We start from the raw sequence: 15,884 nt of genomic DNA on the forward strand, positions 1-15,884 counted from the left end.
CGGTGGAGGCCGTGTCTCCATTACCGGGACGTGTGTCGATGAGCCCCGCCGGTGACCGAGGGTGAAATGCCGGGAACTGGCGGTCCGGTCCCGACGGCCGGAGCGGGCGTGAGCCACCCGGCGCGACCGTAGACGGGTCAGAACGCGGTGACCAGGAAGCCCAGCGTCACCAGCAGCGGCCCGCCGGCGGCCACCGCGGCCGCCCAGCGGCGTGCCCGCCGGTCGGCCAGTCCGGCCGTACCGGTGACCCGGGCGATCCCGGCCGCGCACGCGGCCACCAGGCCGAAGCCGAGCAGCCAGCGCAGGTGCAGGGTGCCACCACCGTCCGCGTACGCCGTGGTGCCCTCCGGCCCGGTCATCCGGGCCGGCACCGGCCCCCCGGCCCGCCGGTCGTCGGCGGTGGACCCGCTGACCCGTACCCCGTGTGCGACGAAGTGGCCGTCGGTGGCGGTGAAGGTGCCCCGGCACCGCTGGGCCAGACCGGCACCGGTGCAGTCGCTCACCACCGCGCCCGTCGCGCCATGCCCCACGGCCAGCCAGAACGGTTCCGCGCTCACCCAGGCGAAGAAGGCCGCCAGGAGACTGAGACCGACCAGCCCCGCCAACCCGGGCAGCGGGTCCCGCTGCCGGACCACCCGGGGTCTGGTCCGGCACCGGGTGCGTGCCCGGGCGGCCGCCGCCGCCCGCCCTTCGTCGGCCGACTGGCCGGCCCGGATCGGGGTGCCGTCCCAGTGCACCTCCTCGATCGGCAGCCAGAAGTCGTTCCCGTCGGTGTCGGAGCCGCCTCCCCCCGGCGCGTGCGGGCGCGGACCCCCGAGGATGTGCTGCCGGACCGGCACCCGGTGCGGCACCGCGTCGACCGGGGCCCCGGTGGTGGGCTCCACCCCGGCCGCCGCCGTCAGCGCCGATCCGCCGGTCGTCGCCCGGGGCTCGGCGGACGTGGCGTCCGGGACGACCTTCGGCGTACCACGCTCGGCGGACGTGGCGGCTGGCCCGTCGGTCGTGGTGCCGCACGGAACGTCCCCGACGCGGACCGGGTCGGGCGGGCGACCCGGCTGGTCCGGGGTCGGCTCCTCCGGAGGGTGTGGCCGGGGCCGCGGAGGCCCTCCGCCCGGACCCGGTCGATCACGCGGCGCGCGGCGACGTCGATCTCCGGTAGGGTCGCCGGCTTCCTGGTCGACCTGACCGGGGGCTGGCTGCTCGTGCTCGCGACCGACCTGACCGGGGGATGGCTGCTCGTGCTCGCGGGCGGCTCCTCTGCCAGTCACGACGTTCATTGGACACCGAGTGGCCGGGGTCGACGCGCAGCTCAGGCCGCGTGTCGATGACAAAACGGACACGGAGTGCGGCGGTCGTCCGGCCAGCCTCCGGGGGATCGGCCCGTCGGCACGGCCTATTGGTTCGCGGTCGGTTCCCGGTGGTCACTAGGCTTGCTGGTCATGAGTCACGTACTTGCGGCGGTAGCCTGGCCGTACGCCAACGGCCCGCGCCACATCGGCCACGTCTCCGGTTTCGGCGTCCCCTCCGACGTCTTCGCCCGGTACATGCGGATGGCCGGCCACGACGTGCTCATGGTCTCCGGCACCGACGAGCACGGCACGCCGATCCAGGTGCAGGCCGACGCGGAGGGCGTCACCGCCCGGGACCTCGCCGACCGGTACAACCGCGTGATCGTCGAGGACCTGCACGGCCTCGGGCTGTCGTACGACCTCTTCACCCGGACCACCACCCGCAACCACTACGCCGTGGTGCAGGAACTCTTCGAGGGGATGTACCGCAACGGGTACATCGTCCCGAAGGTCACCATGGGCGCGATCTCCCCGTCCACCGGGCGTACCCTCCCCGACCGGTACATCGAGGGCACCTGCCCGATCTGCGGGTACGACAGCGCCCGGGGCGACCAGTGCGACAACTGCGGCAACCAGCTCGACCCGGTCGACCTGATCAACCCCAAATCGAAGATCAACGGCGAGACCCCGCAGTTCGTCGAGACCGAGCACTTCTTCCTGGACCTGCCCGCCCTGGCCGACGTGCTGCGGCAGTGGCTGGACACCCGGGAGGGCTGGCGTCCCAACGTGCTGCGGTTCTCCCGGAACCTGCTCGGCGACCTCCAGCCCCGGGCCATCACCCGGGACCTGGAATGGGGCGTGCCGATCCCGCTCGACGGCTGGCGGGACCGTCCCGACAAGCGCATCTACGTCTGGTTCGACGCGGTCATCGGCTACCTCTCCGCCTCGATCGAGTGGGCCCGGCGCTCCGGTGACCCGGAGGCGTGGCGGAAGTGGTGGAGCACCGACGCCGAGGGCAGCGCCGCCGCTGCCAGCGGAGCTGGCGGTGACGCCCTCGCCTACTACTTCATGGGCAAGGACAACATCGTCTTCCACTCGGTGATCTGGCCGGCGCTGCTCTCCGGCTACTCCGGCCAGGGGGCGAAGGACGGCGACCCCGGCGCGTTGGGGCGGCTCAACCTCCCCACCGAGGTGGTCTCCAGCGAGTTCCTGACCATGGAGGGACGGAAGTTCTCCTCGTCCCGCCGGGTGGTCATCTACGTGCGGGACTTCCTCGAACGGTACGACGCGGACGCGCTGCGCTACTTCATCGCGGTCGCCGGCCCGGAGAGCAACGACACCGACTTCACCTGGGCTGAGTTCCTCCGCCGGAACAACGACGAGCTGGTCGCCGGCTGGGGCAACCTGGTCAACCGGTCCATCTCGATGGCGGCCAAGAACTTCGGGGCGATCCCGCCGGTCGATCCGGCCGGGCTCACCGAGGCCGACGAGGCGCTGCTCGCGGTGGCCCGGGCCGGTTTCGACACGGTGGGCGACCTGATCGCCCGGCACCGGCAGAAGCAGGCCATCGGCGAGGCGATGAAGGTGGTCGCCGAGGCCAACCGGTACCTCTCCGACCAGGCCCCGTGGAAGCTGAAGGGCGAGGACGACAAGCCCCGGATGGGCACCATCCTGCACGTCGCCCTCCAGGTGGTCAGCGACGCCAACACGCTGCTCACCCCGTTCCTGCCGCACTCCGCGCAGAAGGTGCACGAACTGCTCGGCGGCACCGGGGTGCACGCGCCGATGCCGTCCATCGTCGAGGTCGAGGACCTCGACGGCGGGCCGGCGTACCCGGTGCTGACCGGCGACTACACGCAGGGCACGCGCTGGGAGTCCGTACCGCTGGAGGTGGGCCGTCCGCTGGCCGCGCCGAAGCCGGTCTTCCGGAAGCTCGACCCGTCGATCGTCGACGAGGAACTGGCCCGCCTCGCCGGTTGATCGTCACACGCCCCCGGGGCCAGGGGTCCCGGGGGCGATCCACGGGCACCGTCGGGCCGGGGCCGGCGGCGGCTCGCCGACGGCCCCGAGCCGGCCGGCGGTCGGGTCAGGCGTGGGCCATGGCGCGGGTGCCGATGAACTCGATCAAGGCGCGGTTGACCTCGTCGGCGTTGGTCCACGGGATGCCGTGCGGCGCGCCGCGCAACGTGACCAGGGTGCTCTCCGGCAGCATCGACGCCAGCCGCTGACCGGTGACCGGGAACGGCAGGACGGCGTCCGCGTCGCCCTGCACGATCAGCACCGGTACGTCGATCCGGGGCACATCGCCCCGGAAGTCGGTCAGCCAGGCGTCCACGCAGTCCAGGGTGCCCTTCGCCGACGCCTGCGCGCCGATGTGCCAGTGCGCCCGGTACGCCTCCTCGCTGACCAGCCGGCCCTTGTTCTGCTGGTAGTTGAAGAAGTTGTCGCAGAAGCTGGTCAGGAAGGCGAACCGGTCGGCCGCGATCGCCTGCTTGAAGCCGTCGAAAAGCTGCTGTTCGACGCCCTCGGGGTTGTCCGCCGTCCTGAGCAGGAACGGTGCGAGCGGGGCCAGCAGCACCGCCCGGCTCACCCGGTCCGACCCGTACGCGCCGAGGTAGCGGGTCACCTCACCGGTGCCCATCGAGTGCCCCACCAGCACCGCGTCGCGCAGGTCGAGCTGGTCCACCAGCATCTTCAGGTCGGCGGCGAACGTGTCGTAGTCGTACCCGAACGTCGGCTGGCCGGAGTTGCCGAAACCCCGCCGGTCGTACGTGATCACGCGGTAGCCGGCGTTCAGCAGGGCGATGGTCTGCTTCTCCCAGGTGGCGCCGTTGAACGGGAACCCGTGGATGAGCACCACCGGTTGCCCGGTGCCGTGGTCCTCGTAGTAGAGGTCGATGGGCCCGGAGTTCTCCGAACCGACGGTGATGAAGGGCATGCGGTCTCCCCCGAGACGGGACGGTCGGACGTCGGCGTCTTCCCGTACCGCCGGGGGTTATGCCCACCGGACCGGGCTCCCGCCGAACCCGGCCGTCCCTCAGAGGAGGTACGGCAGGTCGACGACCCGGTCGTCGGTGACCTCGGTGGCCGGGGCCCAGGTCTCGTAGACGCCCCGCTCGTGGCACTGCGCGCCGGTGGCCGCCACCGCCTCCGGCCCCGGCCGGCACAGCCGCAACCGCAGCCAGCCCGTCTCCTCCCGCAGCACGACGCAGTCCGCGCCGCGCCAGTGGGCGTACCGCAGCCGTCGGCAGACCGACTCCACCGGGTACCGGGCGGTCCGGCTCAACGCCTGCACCCGGAACCCACCGGGCAGGTCGGCCACCGCCTCGTACTCGCTGCCGGCGTAGCTGCCGACCAGCCGGGTCGAGGCGGCCGGCTCGGCGATCGGCACGTACTCCTGCTCGGGGGAGAGGCCCGGCACCGTCGCGAGCAGGTGCCGCCACCGCGGCCCGACCATCCGCAGCCAGCCCCGTTGCTCGGCCTGGTAGGCGTAGAGCACCACCTCCACCCCCTCGGCCGGGTAGGCGACGAGGGTGGCGTTCGCCGGCAGCGGCAGGTCCGCGAAGTCGCGGGTGACGAACTCCGGGACCACCTGGGTGCTGCTCGGCGCGAACCCGGTGCCGAGGACCGCCGCGCCGACCCGCTCCCCGGACGCCAGCTCCACCAGGCCCCGGTGCGCCGCGCCGGCGGGCGGGTCGTAGTCGGCCGGGTCAGCGGCCCGCCAGCGCAGCGCGTACACCACGTCCTGCGCGGGCCCGTCGTCGGTACGCAGCACCGCCAGCGCCGACGGGGTACGCAGATGCGCCACGTCGTGCTCCCGGTGGCAGAAGCCGTGCGGCAGCAGTCCCCGTACATGGCCGGCGAGCTGGCGGGCGGAGAGCACCTTCACCATCCGGGTGCCCCGCCGGACGACGGCCGAGGCGCGCAGCGTGGCGAGCACCGGGTCCCCGGCGGCGGACGGCTGCTGGGTGAGCTGCTGGACCTGCGTCCAGGTCCGGTCCCGGTGCAGTGGCACCAGCAGTGGCGCGTCCGGTTCCTCGTCCGCCTGCCCCGGCCCGCCGTGGACCGCGGTCACCTCGGTCGCGTGGACGAAGCGTCGCCACGGCAGGGGTGCGCCGGGGCGGGGCGCCCACGCGAAGCCGGGCAGCTCCACTCCGCTGAAGATCTCGTACGCGGCGCCCCGGGCGATCTCCTCCGCCGGGTACACCGCGCCCCGGTACGTCACGCGCGGCCCGACCCGCGCCGGGGTGGCGTCGTCGGTCTGGGTGGGGGCAGTCACCGGCCGAACGGTAAAGGCCCTGGGTACCGCAGGGATGAACAGTGGATTGCGGGTCGGGGACGGTGGTCGCGGATGGTGTGTGATGCTCATCGGCGATGAGTGAGCCGACCGAATCCCGCCGTCAGCGTGCCGCCCGCCGGGCCGGGGAGTTCCCGCCCGCCCCGGAGCCGTTGCCCCACCCCGTCCCGGACAGTCACACCCACCTCGACATCACCGTCAGCGAGGCCGGCACGCCCGGTGGTCCCGCCGACGACCCGGTCGCGGCGGCGATCGAGGTGGCCGCCGGGGTGGGCGTCGACCGGCTGGTCCAGGTCGGCGTGGACGTCGACTCCTCCGTCTGGGGGGCCGAGGTCGCCGACCGGTACCCGGCGGTGGTCGCCACCGTCGCCCTGCACCCCAACGAGGCCCCCCGCCTGGCCGACCTGGACGAGGCGCTGCGCCGGATCGAGGCGCTGGCCGCCCGGGACCGGGTACGCGGCATCGGCGAGACCGGACTGGACTTCTTCCGTACCGGCCAGGAGGGGCGCGCCGCGCAGGAGGAGAGCTTCCGGGCGCACGTCGCCATCGCCAAGCGGTACGGCAAGCCGCTGGTGATCCACGACCGGGACGCGCACGCCGACGTGCTGCGGGTCCTCGACGACGAGGGCGCGCCGGACACCGTGGTGCTGCACTGCTTCTCCGGCGACGCAGACTTCGCCGCCGAGTGCGTACGCCGCGGCTACCTGCTCAGCTTCGCCGGTACGGTCACCTTCGCCAGCGCCGGGGCACTGCGGGAGGCCGCCGCGTCGACCCCGCCGGAGCAGCTGCTGGTGGAGACCGACGCGCCGTACCTCACCCCGATGCCGCACCGGGGGCGGCCCAACGCCTCCTACCTGATCCCGCTGACCGTCCGCGCGCTGGCCACCACCACCGGCACCGACCTGGCGGACCTGTGCGCGCACCTGTCGGCGAACGGGGAACGGGTCTTCGGCCCGTGGCGGTGAGTTCGTGGTGAGTCCGCGTGGCGGTGCGGGGGTGCCGGGTGTCCGCAGGGGACCCTTGCTCGACAAAAAGCGGTAGCAGGGGACCCCTGCTACCACCTCTGCCCCACCCCTGCCCACCACCCCGGCCGAGGGGCGGCGGGCGGCGACGTAGGGTGTGGGGCCATGGCCGTAGACCTGCTCGGCCCGGCGGAGATCCGGGATCTGGCCGCCCGGCTGGGCGTGGCACCGACCAAGAAGCTCGGCCAGAACTTCGTGCACGACCCGAACACGGTGCGCCGGATCGTCACCGCCGCCGGGCTCACCCCGGACGACGTGGCCCTGGAGGTCGGCCCCGGCCTCGGGTCGCTCACCCTCGGTCTGCTGCCGGCCGCCGCGCACGTGCACGCCGTGGAGATCGACCCGACGCTGGCCGGGGCGCTGCCGGAGACCGCCGCCCGGTTCGCCGGGCCGGACGCCGCCCGGCTCACCGTGCACCGGGCCGACGCGCTACGGGTCACCGCCGCCGAGCTGGCCGACCCGGCCCCGACCGCGCTGGTGGCCAACCTGCCCTACAACGTGGCCGTGCCGGTGGTGCTGCACCTCCTCGCCGAGCTGCCCAGCCTCCGCAGCGGCCTGGTGATGGTGCAGAAGGAGGTCGCCGACCGGCTGGTCGCCGGCCCCGGCTCCCGGGTGTACGGCATTCCCTCGGTCAAGCTCGCCTGGTACGCGTCCGCCCGGTCGGCAGGCCGCGTCCCGCCGAACGTGTTCTGGCCGGTCCCGAACGTCGACTCCGGCCTGGTCGCCTTCACCCGGCACGACCCGCCCCGGCCGGACGTGCCCCGGACGCGGGTCTTCGCCGTGGTGGACGCGGCGTTCGCGCAGCGCCGCAAGACCCTGCGCGCCGCGTTGGCCGGCTGGGCGGGGAGCGCGGACCGGGCCGCGGCGGCGCTCACCGCGGCCGGGGTGGACCCCGGCGCCCGGGGCGAGCAGCTCACCGTCGAGCAGTTCGCCGCGATCGCCGCGTCGGCTCCCGCCGGTACGCCGCCCGCACAGTAGGCTGACGCGCGGGTCCGCCCCCGCCGGGCGGACCCGGGGACCGACGACCTGGTCGAGGGCCGCCACGAGCCGGCCGCCGACTTCGCCGAGGAGCTGACCGTGGAAGAGCCGTTCGACATCCGCCTGCGCGTCCGGGACGTCACCCCGTGACCGGGGCGTGGCGACCGGACGAGGACGACCAGCAGCAGGGGGCCAGTGGTCCGGTCCGGGTCCGGGTACCCGCCAAGATCAACCTGCATCTCGGGGTCGGGCCGCTCCGCGCCGACGGCTACCACGAGCTGAACACCGTCTACCACGCCATCTCGATCCACGACGAGTTGACCGCCCGTCGCGGGGACACCCTCACCCTCACCATGGAGGGCGAGGGCGCCGGTGAGCTGGCCCTGGACGACTCCAACCTGGTGGTCCGGGCCGCCCGGGCGCTGGCCGCGCACACCGGCCGCCCCGCGCACGCCCGACTGCACCTGCGCAAGCAGATCCCGCTCGCGGGCGGGCTGGCCGGTGGGAGCGCCGACGCCGCGGCCACCCTGGTCGCCTGCGACGCGCTCTGGGGCACCGGCCTGTCCCGCGACGAGCTCGCCACGATCGCCGCCGACCTCGGCTCCGACGTGCCGTTCCTCATCCACGGTGGGACGGCGCTGGGCACCGGCCGGGGCGAGGCGGTCAGCCCCGTGCTGGTCCGCCCCACCTCCTGGCACTGGGTGGTGGCGATCGCCGACGGCGGGCTCTCCACCCCCGAGGCGTACCGGGAGCTCGACCGGCTCCGCGACACGGGCGACGCGCCCGCGCCGATCGGCAGCACCGACGCGCTCCTCGCCGCCCTGCGTCAGCGGGACCCGGCCGTGCTCGCCGCCGTACTCGGCAACGACCTCCAGGCCGCCGCCCTGTCCATGCGGCCGACGCTGGCCGCCACGCTCCGGGCCGGGGAGTCGGCCGGCGCGCTCGCCGGCATCGTGTCCGGTTCCGGCCCCACCTGCGTCTTCCTGACCAAGGACGCCGACGACGCGGAACGGGTGGCTGGGGAACTGACCGCCGCCGGGGTGTGCCGCCAGGCCCGTCCCGCCCACGGCCCGGTCGCCGGCGCCCGCATCTGCTGACCTCCACCGCCCCGGCGTGGCACGGGGCCGGTGGGCGGGGTGGTCGGGGCGGCTACGCTTGGGGCCGGCGTCCCGTGGTGCCCGTCCGGCACCGGGGCGCCTTGATCATGAAAGGTGGGGGAGTGGCCAACATCGTCAACCTGGACCGGGTGTCCAAGGGGTACGGCGCCGCCGGGCCACTGCTCACCGACGTCTCGCTCGGTCTCGACGACGCCGACCGGATCGGCGTGGTCGGGCTCAACGGGGCCGGCAAGTCCACCCTGCTGCGGATGCTCACCCGGCAGGAGGAGCCGGACGACGGCCGGGTCACCCACCGGCGCGACCTGCGGGTCGCCTGGCTGCCGCAGACCCTGACGCTCGCCCCGGCCGCCACAGTGCGGGACGTGGTCCTCGGCACCGCCTGGCTCGGCGAGAGCATGGGCGCCGAGCACGAGTGGGCCGGCGACGCCGGGGTCCGGGCCATCCTCGACGGCCTCGGCATGCCCCACCTCGGCCTCGACCAGCCGGTCGGTCCGATGTCCGGTGGCGAACGACGCCGGGTGGCGCTGGCCGCGCTGCTGGTCCGGGAGTCCGACCTGCTCATCCTCGACGAGCCCACCAACCACCTCGACGTCGGCGGCGTCGACTGGCTCGCCAAGCACCTCCTCGGCCGGAAGGGCGCGCTGGTCGTGGTCACCCACGACCGCTGGTTCCTCGACGCGGTCTGCACCGCCACCTGGGAGGTCGCCGACCAGACCGTCCGCGCCTACGAGGGCGGCTTCGCCGCCTGGACGCTCGCCCGCGTCGAGCGGGAACGGGTCGCCGCCGCCACCGAGGCCCGCCGGCAGAACCTGCTCCGCAAGGAGATCGCCTGGCTGCGGCGCGGCCCGCCGGCCCGGACCTCCAAGCCCCGGTTCCGGATCGACGCCGCCAACGCGCTGATCGCCGACGTGCCACCGCCGCGCGACACCATGTCGCTGCAACGGTTGGCCACCGCCCGGCTCGGCAAGCAGGTGTACGACCTGGAGCACGTCACCCTGCACGCCGGCCCCAAGGAGATCCTGCACGACGTCACCTGGCAGGTCGGTCCCGGCGACCGGATCGCCATCCTCGGCGCGAACGGGGCCGGCAAGACCACCCTGTTGCGGATGCTCGCCGGGGTGACCCGCCCCGACGGCGGTCGCCTGGTCACCGGGTCCACGGTCCGGCCGGCCTTCCTCTCCCAGGAGCTGGCCGAACTCCCCGGTCACCTGCGGGTGCTGGAGGCCGTGGAGGAGGTCGCCCGCCGGGTGCAACTCGGCGACCGGGAGCTCTCCGCCGCCCAGCTCGCCGAGACCTTCGGCTTCGACGACCGGCGGCTCTGGACGCCGGTCGGCGACCTCTCCGGCGGGGAGCGGCGCCGGCTCCAGATGCTCCGCCTGCTCGCCGCCGAGCCGAACGTGCTCCTCTTCGACGAGCCCACCAACGACCTGGACACCGACACCCTGGCCGCCCTGGAGGACCTGCTCGACTCCTGGCCCGGCACGATCGTCGTGGCCAGCCACGACCGGTACCTCGTCGAACGGGTCACCGACGTGGTCTACGGGATGTTCGGCGACGGCCGTCTGGTGCACCTGCCCGGCGGCGTCGACGAGTACCTCGCCCGAGCCGCCGGGCGGGCCGCGCCGGCTCCGGCCCTCACCAGCGCCACGGCGTCCACCGCCTCCGCCACCGCCACCGCCGGTATGTCCGCCGCCGAGGCCCGGCAGGCCCGCAAGGAACTCGCCCGGCTGGAACGGCAGATCGGCAAGCTGGAGCAGAAGGAGGCCGCCCTGCTCGACCAGCTCGCCGCGAACGCCACCGACTACGCCCGGGTCGCCGACCTCGACGCGCAGCTCAAGGAGGTACGCGCGGAGCGGGAGCGGACCGAGGAGTCGTGGCTGGGCCTCGCCGAGGAGATCCCGGAGAGCTGACCACGTCCGGCCGCCCACGGTCACAAAGGCGGGGTCCGTTGCGGCGTCACCACACGGTATGCGGGAGAATCACTCACGAACCCCTCAACCGACCGGCGTTGGAGACTCAGACATGGCCCACACCCCCGTCAACCACCCCGCGCGGCCGATCTACCGGGCGATCGGTGGGCTGACCGGTCTGTACCTGGTGGTCTTCGGTGTCCTCGGTGTCGTCACCACGATGGGCGACGAGCTCTTCGCCCAGGATGACACCAAGGTCCTCGGCCAGGGGACGAATCTCGGATTCTCCCTCCTCACCATCGTGATCGGCGCCGCCGTGCTGGCCGGCACCGCCCTCGGCCGCAACCGCGACGTCGCGATCAACCAGTGGACGGCGTACGGGCTGTTGGCGCTCAGCCTCTTCGAGCTGGCCTTCCTCCAGACCGACGTCAACATCTTCAACTTCACCATCGCCACCGTGATCGTGACCATGGTCCTCGGCCTGGTTCTGCTGATGGTCGGCATGTACGGCAAGGTCGGCACCGAGGAGGACCAGAAGGCCTGGCAGGAGGCCCGGCTGCTGCTCTGAGGCGATTCCGGCACCGGCCTCGGCGGTTCGTCGGACACCCTCCCCCGTTCCGGGTGACAATCCGCAGAGATTGCTCCCGGATTCGGAGGAGGGTGTCATGCCGCACTTCCCGGTCAACCATCCGGCCCGCCCGCTCTACCGGGTCTTCGCCGGCCTCGTCGGCTTCTACATCCTGGTCTTCGGTGTCTGGGGCGTCGTGCAGACGTGGGGCGAGCCCCTCTTCGACCGGGGCAGCCACTGGGCCCTCGGGCTACGCACCAACCCGGCCTTCTCGCTGGCCTCGGTGCTCTTCGGCATCGTGCTGCTGATCGGCGCGTCCCGTCGGAGCAACCTCGGGCACTACATGAACCTCACGGCCGGGGTGGTCTTCATGGTCACCGGTGTGTTGATGATGAGCGTGCTCCAGACCGACGCGAACATCCTGAACTTCTCGATGTCCACGGTCATCGTCTCGATGGTCTTCGGGCTGCTGCTCCTCGCCACCGGCCTCTACGACAAGGTCGGCCCGCCCGAGTACGCCGAGAGCGAGCGACGCGAGCGGAACCACGTCATCACCGGTCCCCGCTGAGCGGGCGGCCGGTCCAGCTCGGGGCGGCGGCGACGCGGGCGCACCGTTCCCACCACGGGGCCGTCGACGGCCCGCCTCACCGCCCGCGCACGGTGATCATCCCCGGCTTCGCCTCCAGGTGGGACAGGCCGTTCCAGGCCAGGTTGACCAGGTGCGCGGCGACCGTCTCCTTGCGTGGCCTGCGCACCTCCAGCCACCAGCGGCCGGTCAGCGCCACCATGCCCACCAGCGCCTGCGAGTACAGCTCCGCCAGCTTCGGGTCGTATCCCCGGCTCTTGAACTCGGCACCGAGGATGTGCTCCACCTGGTGCGCGACGTCGTTGAGCACGCTGCTGATGTTGCCCGTGGCGGAGAGCAGCGGCGATTCCCGGACCAGTACCCGGAAGCCGCTGGCGTCCTCCTCGATGTAGCTGAGCAGCGCCATGGCCGCCTGCTCCAGCAGTTCGCGTGGGTGGCCGGCGGTCAGCGCCGTGGTGATCCGGTCCAGCAGGGCGCGGACCTCCCGGTCCACCACCACCGCGTAGAGGCCCTCCTTGCCGCCGAAGTGCTCGTAGACCACCGGCTTGGAGACCTTCGCTCTCGCCGCCACCTCCTCTATCGAGGTCGCGTCGAAACCACGCTCGGCGAAGATCTGCCGTGCGATCGAGATGAGCTGCTCACGACGCTGGGCCGCGGGCATCCGTACCCGGGGCACCGGTTTCGTCGATGGCGGCACGGCCCGCCGTCGGGCCGGACCGCTGTCGCCGTCGGGGACGCTCGCCATGTCATCACCTCGCGGACGCTCGGTGACGCCCTGTCGTGGAACGGTGCCCCCGCTGGGCGCGTTCACCTGCTCGCCCCGCTGGCGCCGGTCCGGATCGCGGTCCTGGAAGGACCGACCGTACCCGGAGGGCGCCCCATCGGCGCGGCTCCCGGGCCGCCCGCGTCCGCCCCCGCTGCGCTCGGTCACCCGGCAATACTGCCAGGTGCCGTGGGACGGCATCGATCGGTTTACCGCTCCCCGGTCGGGTTTGCGCAGTTTGGCGGCGGTCCGCTCCGGTAGCGCAGCCCACCGGGACGACGGCGGCCAGGGCCGGCCCGTTCCTGGTCCGTGGTGCGGAGGACCCGGTCGGAAGCGCTCGGGCGGTGGCGTGCCAGCGGCCGCCCGGGACCCGTGCCCGGAAGATCGGCGGGAATGAGCGATGAGCATCCGGAGCCGGGGCGCTAAGGTGTAGGGAGCGTTGCGGCCGCGGGCTTTTGTCCGCTTCAGACCTTCCCGGGTCGTCTAATGGCAGGACGTCAGGTTTTGGTCCTGATTGTAGGGGTTCGAGTCCTCTCCCGGGAGCTTGTACACATGAGTGGTTGATGCGTGGTTAGCATGGCCGCAGACTGTCCGACTGCCGACGGGAGCATTCGTCGTGTCCCAGCCGCACCCCCGCATCGTTGTCGTGCTCGCCGCTGGTGAGGGCAAGCGGATGAAGTCGGCATTGCCCAAGGTGCTGCACCCGCTGCTGGGCCGCACCCTCGTCGGCCACGTCCTGACCGCCGCCGCGCCGCTGCGCGCGGAGCGCACGGTCGTCGTGGTCGGACACGGTGCGGACCAGGTCCGGGCGCACCTGGCCGAGGTAGCCCCGGAGGCGACCCCGGTCCTCCAGGCCCAGCAGCTGGGCACCGGGCACGCCGTCCGCATCGCCCTGGAGGCGGTGCCCGACGCCACCGGCACGGTGGTCGTGATCAACGGTGACGTGCCGTTGCTCCGGCCGGAGACGGTGGCGGCCCTGGTCGGGGCACACGAGGACGCGGGTGCCGCGGCGACCGTGCTGGCCGCCGAGGTGCCCGACCCGACCGGCCTCGGACGGATCGTCCGCGACTCCGCCGGTCGCCTCGAACGGATCGTCGAGGAACGGGACGCCACCGCCGGGGAGCGGGCCATCCGCGAGATCAACGCGGGCATCTACGCCTTCGACGTGGTGCGGCTGCGGGACGCGCTCGGCAAGCTCTCCACCGACAACGACCAGGGCGAGGAGTACCTCACCGACGTCTTCGGGCTCTTCGCCTCGGCCGGTGAGCCGGTGGCGGTGCACGTCGCCGCCGACCACGTCGAGACCCTGGGCTGCAACGACCGGGTCGAGCTGGCCGGGCTGCGCCGGCTGCTGCGGGACCGGGTCAACGAGAGCTGGATGCGGACCGGTGTCAGCCTGCTCGACCCGGAGACCACCTGGATCGACGTGACGGTCACCCTGGAGCGGGACGCGGTGATCGACCAGAACACCCAGCTGAAGGGTGCCAGTGTGGTCGCAGCCGGTGCGCTGGTCGGGCCGGACGTGACCCTGGAGGACACCGTGGTCGGCGCAGGGGCGACGGTGGTGCGCAGCCACGCGGTGGGCGCCGAGGTCGGCCCCCGGGCCAGCGTCGGTCCGTACGCGTACCTGCGCCCGGCGGCGAAGCTGGCGGAGAAGGCCAAGGTGGGCACCTTCGTCGAGGTGAAGAACTCCGAGATCGGAGCCGGCTCCAAGGTCCCCCACCTCACCTACGTCGGGGACGCCACCATCGGCGAGCAGAGCAACATCGGCGCGGCGACGGTCTTCGTGAACTACGACGGGGTGAACAAGCACCGCACGGTGATCGGCAGCCACGCCCGGACCGGGGCGGACAACATGTTCGTGGCTCCGGTCGAGGTGGGCGACGGGGCGTACACCGCCGCCGGCTCGGTGATCGACAAGGACGTGCCGCCGGGCGCGCTCGGGGTGGCCCGGGCGCGGCAGCGCAACATCGAGGGGTGGGTGGCCATGCGGCGTCCGGGCACGGCCGCCGCCGAGGCGGCGCAGCGCGCCGAGGAGGCCGGGTCCGCGCAGGCTCCGGCGGCCCGGGAGGGTGAGGCAATCCACGGCGGTGCCGAGCCGGTTCGGACGGCCGGCGGCGAGGTAGATACTGCAACCGAGTAGTCCCGGACCACCACCTCTACCCACGGGAGCAGACGGGCCATGGGCAGCATCGTCGCCGAAAACCGCAAGAGCATGATGCTCTTCTCTGGACGAGGGTTTCCGGAGTTGGCCAGGGAGATCGGTGAGGTGCTCGGCGTCGCGCCGACTCCCGCCGACGCGTACGAGTTCGCCAACGGCGAGATCTTCGTACGGTACAAGGACTCGGTACGTGGGTCGGACGCGTTCGTCGTCCAGTCCGTGACGCACGGGGTCAACACCTGGGTCATGGAGACCCTGATCATGGTCGACGCGCTGAAGCGCGGTTCGGCCAAGCGGATCACCGTGGTCCTGCCGTTCTACCCGTACGCGCGGCAGGACAAGAAGCACCGGGGCCGGGAGCCGATCTCGGCCCGGCTGATCGCCGACCTGCTCAAGACGGCGGGGGCGAACCGGATCCTCACCGTCGACCTGCACACCGCGCAGATCCAGGGCTTCTTCGACGGTCCGGTGGACCACCTCTTCGCGATGGACATCCTCGCCGAGTATGTCGAGCGCAAGTACGCGGGCCGGCCGATGACCGTGGTGGCGCCGGACTCCGGCCGGGTCCGCGTCGCGGAGCGGTGGACCGACCGGCTGGGCGGGTGCCCGCTGGCCTTCATCCACAAGACCCGGGATCCGATGAAGCCGAACCAGGTGGTGGCGAACCGGGTGGTCGGTGACGTCGAGGGCCGGGTCTGCCTGATCGTCGACGACATGATCGACACTGGCGGCACGATCGCCAAGGCGGCCGATATCCTCCACGAGTCGGGCGCGGCCGACGTCATCGTCGCCTCCACGCACGCCCTGCTCTCCGACCCGGCCACCGAGCGGCTGAAGAACAGCCCGATCAGCGAGGTGGTGGTGACCAACACGCTGCCGCTGCCGCCGGAGAAGCAGCTCGACAAGATCACCGTTCTGTCGATCGCGCCGCTGCTGGCCCGGGCCATCCGGGAGGTCTTCGACGACGGGTCGGTGACCACCCTCTTCGGTGGGCTGAGCTGACGTCGCGGCGGCGGGGTGCGGGCCCCGCCGCCGGTGCGGCCCACGTCGCGTCACCGTTCCCCGCCGGCCCCGAGCCGGCGGGGCGGTGAAGTGTGGGGACTGGTGAAGAGCCCGGAATGCGCTCGGGTAGACTGGTCCGGTTGCCACGGCGAGGGTGCCCTGCGGGCTGCTGAAAAGCGCCGCACGGAGG

At 72.9% G+C, this 15,884-nt stretch carries 13 protein-coding genes and 1 tRNA gene; 10 read left to right on the forward strand and 4 right to left on the reverse strand.

Features of this window, described 5'->3' with window-relative positions; translation table 11 throughout:
- Positions 1 to 137: 137 nt before the first annotated feature.
- A complete protein-coding gene (locus IGA62_RS16500; RefSeq protein ID WP_145820163.1) occupies positions 138 to 884 on the reverse strand; it encodes a hypothetical protein in 747 nt (248 codons plus the stop codon).
- A 555-nt stretch (positions 885 to 1,439) separates the two neighbouring features.
- Here IGA62_RS16500 and metG point away from each other — a divergent pair.
- Positions 1,440 to 3,269, forward strand: coding sequence for a methionine--tRNA ligase (gene metG / locus IGA62_RS16505; RefSeq protein WP_145820161.1), 1,830 nt, complete (start codon positions 1,440 to 1,442; stop codon positions 3,267 to 3,269).
- A gap of 106 nt (positions 3,270 to 3,375) precedes the next feature.
- On the opposite strand, the gene IGA62_RS16510 is transcribed toward metG, so the two are convergent.
- Both IGA62_RS16510 and IGA62_RS16515 read right to left on the reverse strand, forming a co-directional pair.
- A complete protein-coding gene (locus IGA62_RS16510; protein ID WP_145820160.1) occupies positions 3,376 to 4,227 on the reverse strand; it encodes an alpha/beta fold hydrolase in 852 nt (283 codons plus the stop codon).
- 99 nt (positions 4,228 to 4,326) lie between these two features.
- Positions 4,327 to 5,568, reverse strand: coding sequence for a hypothetical protein (locus IGA62_RS16515; RefSeq protein ID WP_145820157.1), 1,242 nt, complete (start codon positions 5,566 to 5,568; stop codon positions 4,327 to 4,329).
- Positions 5,569 to 5,663: 95 nt separating this feature from the next.
- Between IGA62_RS16515 and IGA62_RS16520 the strand changes: the two genes are divergently transcribed.
- The 6 genes from IGA62_RS16520 to IGA62_RS16545 all read left to right on the forward strand — a co-directional run bounded on the left by IGA62_RS16520 (position 5,664) and on the right by IGA62_RS16545 (position 11,750).
- Positions 5,664 to 6,551 (forward strand): TatD family hydrolase, encoded by an 888-nt coding sequence (locus tag IGA62_RS16520; protein ID WP_145820155.1) that lies wholly within the window; start codon positions 5,664 to 5,666, stop codon positions 6,549 to 6,551.
- Positions 6,552 to 6,713: 162 nt separating this feature from the next.
- Complete coding sequence (rsmA, locus tag IGA62_RS16525) at positions 6,714 to 7,586, forward strand: 16S rRNA (adenine(1518)-N(6)/adenine(1519)-N(6))-dimethyltransferase RsmA (protein ID WP_091456781.1); 873 nt, start codon at positions 6,714 to 6,716, stop codon at positions 7,584 to 7,586.
- 146 nt (positions 7,587 to 7,732) lie between these two features.
- Positions 7,733 to 8,683 carry a 4-(cytidine 5'-diphospho)-2-C-methyl-D-erythritol kinase gene (locus tag IGA62_RS16530; RefSeq protein ID WP_145820154.1) on the forward strand — a complete coding sequence of 317 codons (951 nt, stop codon included), beginning with the start codon at positions 7,733 to 7,735 and terminating at the stop codon, positions 8,681 to 8,683.
- 122 nt (positions 8,684 to 8,805) lie between these two features.
- Positions 8,806 to 10,614, forward strand: coding sequence for an ABC-F family ATP-binding cassette domain-containing protein (locus tag IGA62_RS16535; protein ID WP_145820152.1), 1,809 nt, complete (start codon positions 8,806 to 8,808; stop codon positions 10,612 to 10,614).
- 112 nt (positions 10,615 to 10,726) lie between these two features.
- Positions 10,727 to 11,182 (forward strand): DUF4383 domain-containing protein, encoded by a 456-nt coding sequence (locus tag IGA62_RS16540; protein ID WP_091456791.1) that lies wholly within the window; start codon positions 10,727 to 10,729, stop codon positions 11,180 to 11,182.
- Between the two features lie 97 nt (positions 11,183 to 11,279).
- Positions 11,280 to 11,750 carry a DUF4383 domain-containing protein gene (locus IGA62_RS16545; protein WP_091456794.1) on the forward strand — a complete coding sequence of 157 codons (471 nt, stop codon included), beginning with the start codon at positions 11,280 to 11,282 and terminating at the stop codon, positions 11,748 to 11,750.
- A 76-nt stretch (positions 11,751 to 11,826) separates the two neighbouring features.
- Here IGA62_RS16545 and IGA62_RS16550 read toward each other — a convergent pair whose 3' ends face one another.
- Entirely contained in the window at positions 11,827 to 12,513 is a 687-nt protein-coding gene (locus IGA62_RS16550) for a TetR/AcrR family transcriptional regulator (RefSeq protein ID WP_232624670.1), read from the reverse strand.
- Between the two features lie 490 nt (positions 12,514 to 13,003).
- Between IGA62_RS16550 and IGA62_RS16555 the strand changes: the two genes are divergently transcribed.
- From IGA62_RS16555 to IGA62_RS16565, 3 genes are all read left to right on the forward strand, one after another.
- A tRNA-Gln gene (locus IGA62_RS16555) sits at positions 13,004 to 13,074 on the forward strand.
- 73 nt (positions 13,075 to 13,147) lie between these two features.
- Positions 13,148 to 14,674: a bifunctional UDP-N-acetylglucosamine diphosphorylase/glucosamine-1-phosphate N-acetyltransferase GlmU gene (gene glmU, locus IGA62_RS16560; RefSeq protein WP_145820149.1), complete on the forward strand. Its 1,527-nt coding sequence runs from the start codon at positions 13,148 to 13,150 to the stop codon at positions 14,672 to 14,674.
- Between the two features lie 39 nt (positions 14,675 to 14,713).
- Positions 14,714 to 15,694, forward strand: a complete 981-nt coding sequence (locus IGA62_RS16565; protein WP_145820147.1) for a ribose-phosphate diphosphokinase — start codon at positions 14,714 to 14,716, stop codon at positions 15,692 to 15,694.
- The last annotated feature ends 190 nt before the right edge of the window (positions 15,695 to 15,884 follow it).

It is taken from the genome of Micromonospora sagamiensis (genome assembly GCF_014680085.1).
GTDB classification, from domain to species: domain Bacteria; phylum Actinomycetota; class Actinomycetes; order Mycobacteriales; family Micromonosporaceae; genus Micromonospora; species Micromonospora inyonensis.

What these genes read in the sequence shown, in the direction of transcription:
- metG (WP_145820161.1), top strand. Translation starts at nt 1,440, where the DNA reads ATGAGTCACGTACTTGCGGCGGTAGCCTGGCCGTACGCCAACGGCCCG.
- IGA62_RS16510 (WP_145820160.1), bottom strand. Translation starts at nt 4,227, where the DNA reads ATGCCCTTCATCACCGTCGGTTCGGAGAACTCCGGGCCCATCGACCTC.
- IGA62_RS16520 (WP_145820155.1), top strand. Translation starts at nt 5,664, where the DNA reads ATGAGTGAGCCGACCGAATCCCGCCGTCAGCGTGCCGCCCGCCGGGCC.
- rsmA (WP_091456781.1), top strand. Translation starts at nt 6,714, where the DNA reads ATGGCCGTAGACCTGCTCGGCCCGGCGGAGATCCGGGATCTGGCCGCC.
- IGA62_RS16540 (WP_091456791.1), top strand. Translation starts at nt 10,727, where the DNA reads ATGGCCCACACCCCCGTCAACCACCCCGCGCGGCCGATCTACCGGGCG.
- IGA62_RS16545 (WP_091456794.1), top strand. Translation starts at nt 11,280, where the DNA reads ATGCCGCACTTCCCGGTCAACCATCCGGCCCGCCCGCTCTACCGGGTC.
- IGA62_RS16550 (WP_232624670.1), bottom strand. Translation starts at nt 12,513, where the DNA reads ATGGCGAGCGTCCCCGACGGCGACAGCGGTCCGGCCCGACGGCGGGCC.
- IGA62_RS16565 (WP_145820147.1), top strand. Translation starts at nt 14,714, where the DNA reads ATGGGCAGCATCGTCGCCGAAAACCGCAAGAGCATGATGCTCTTCTCT.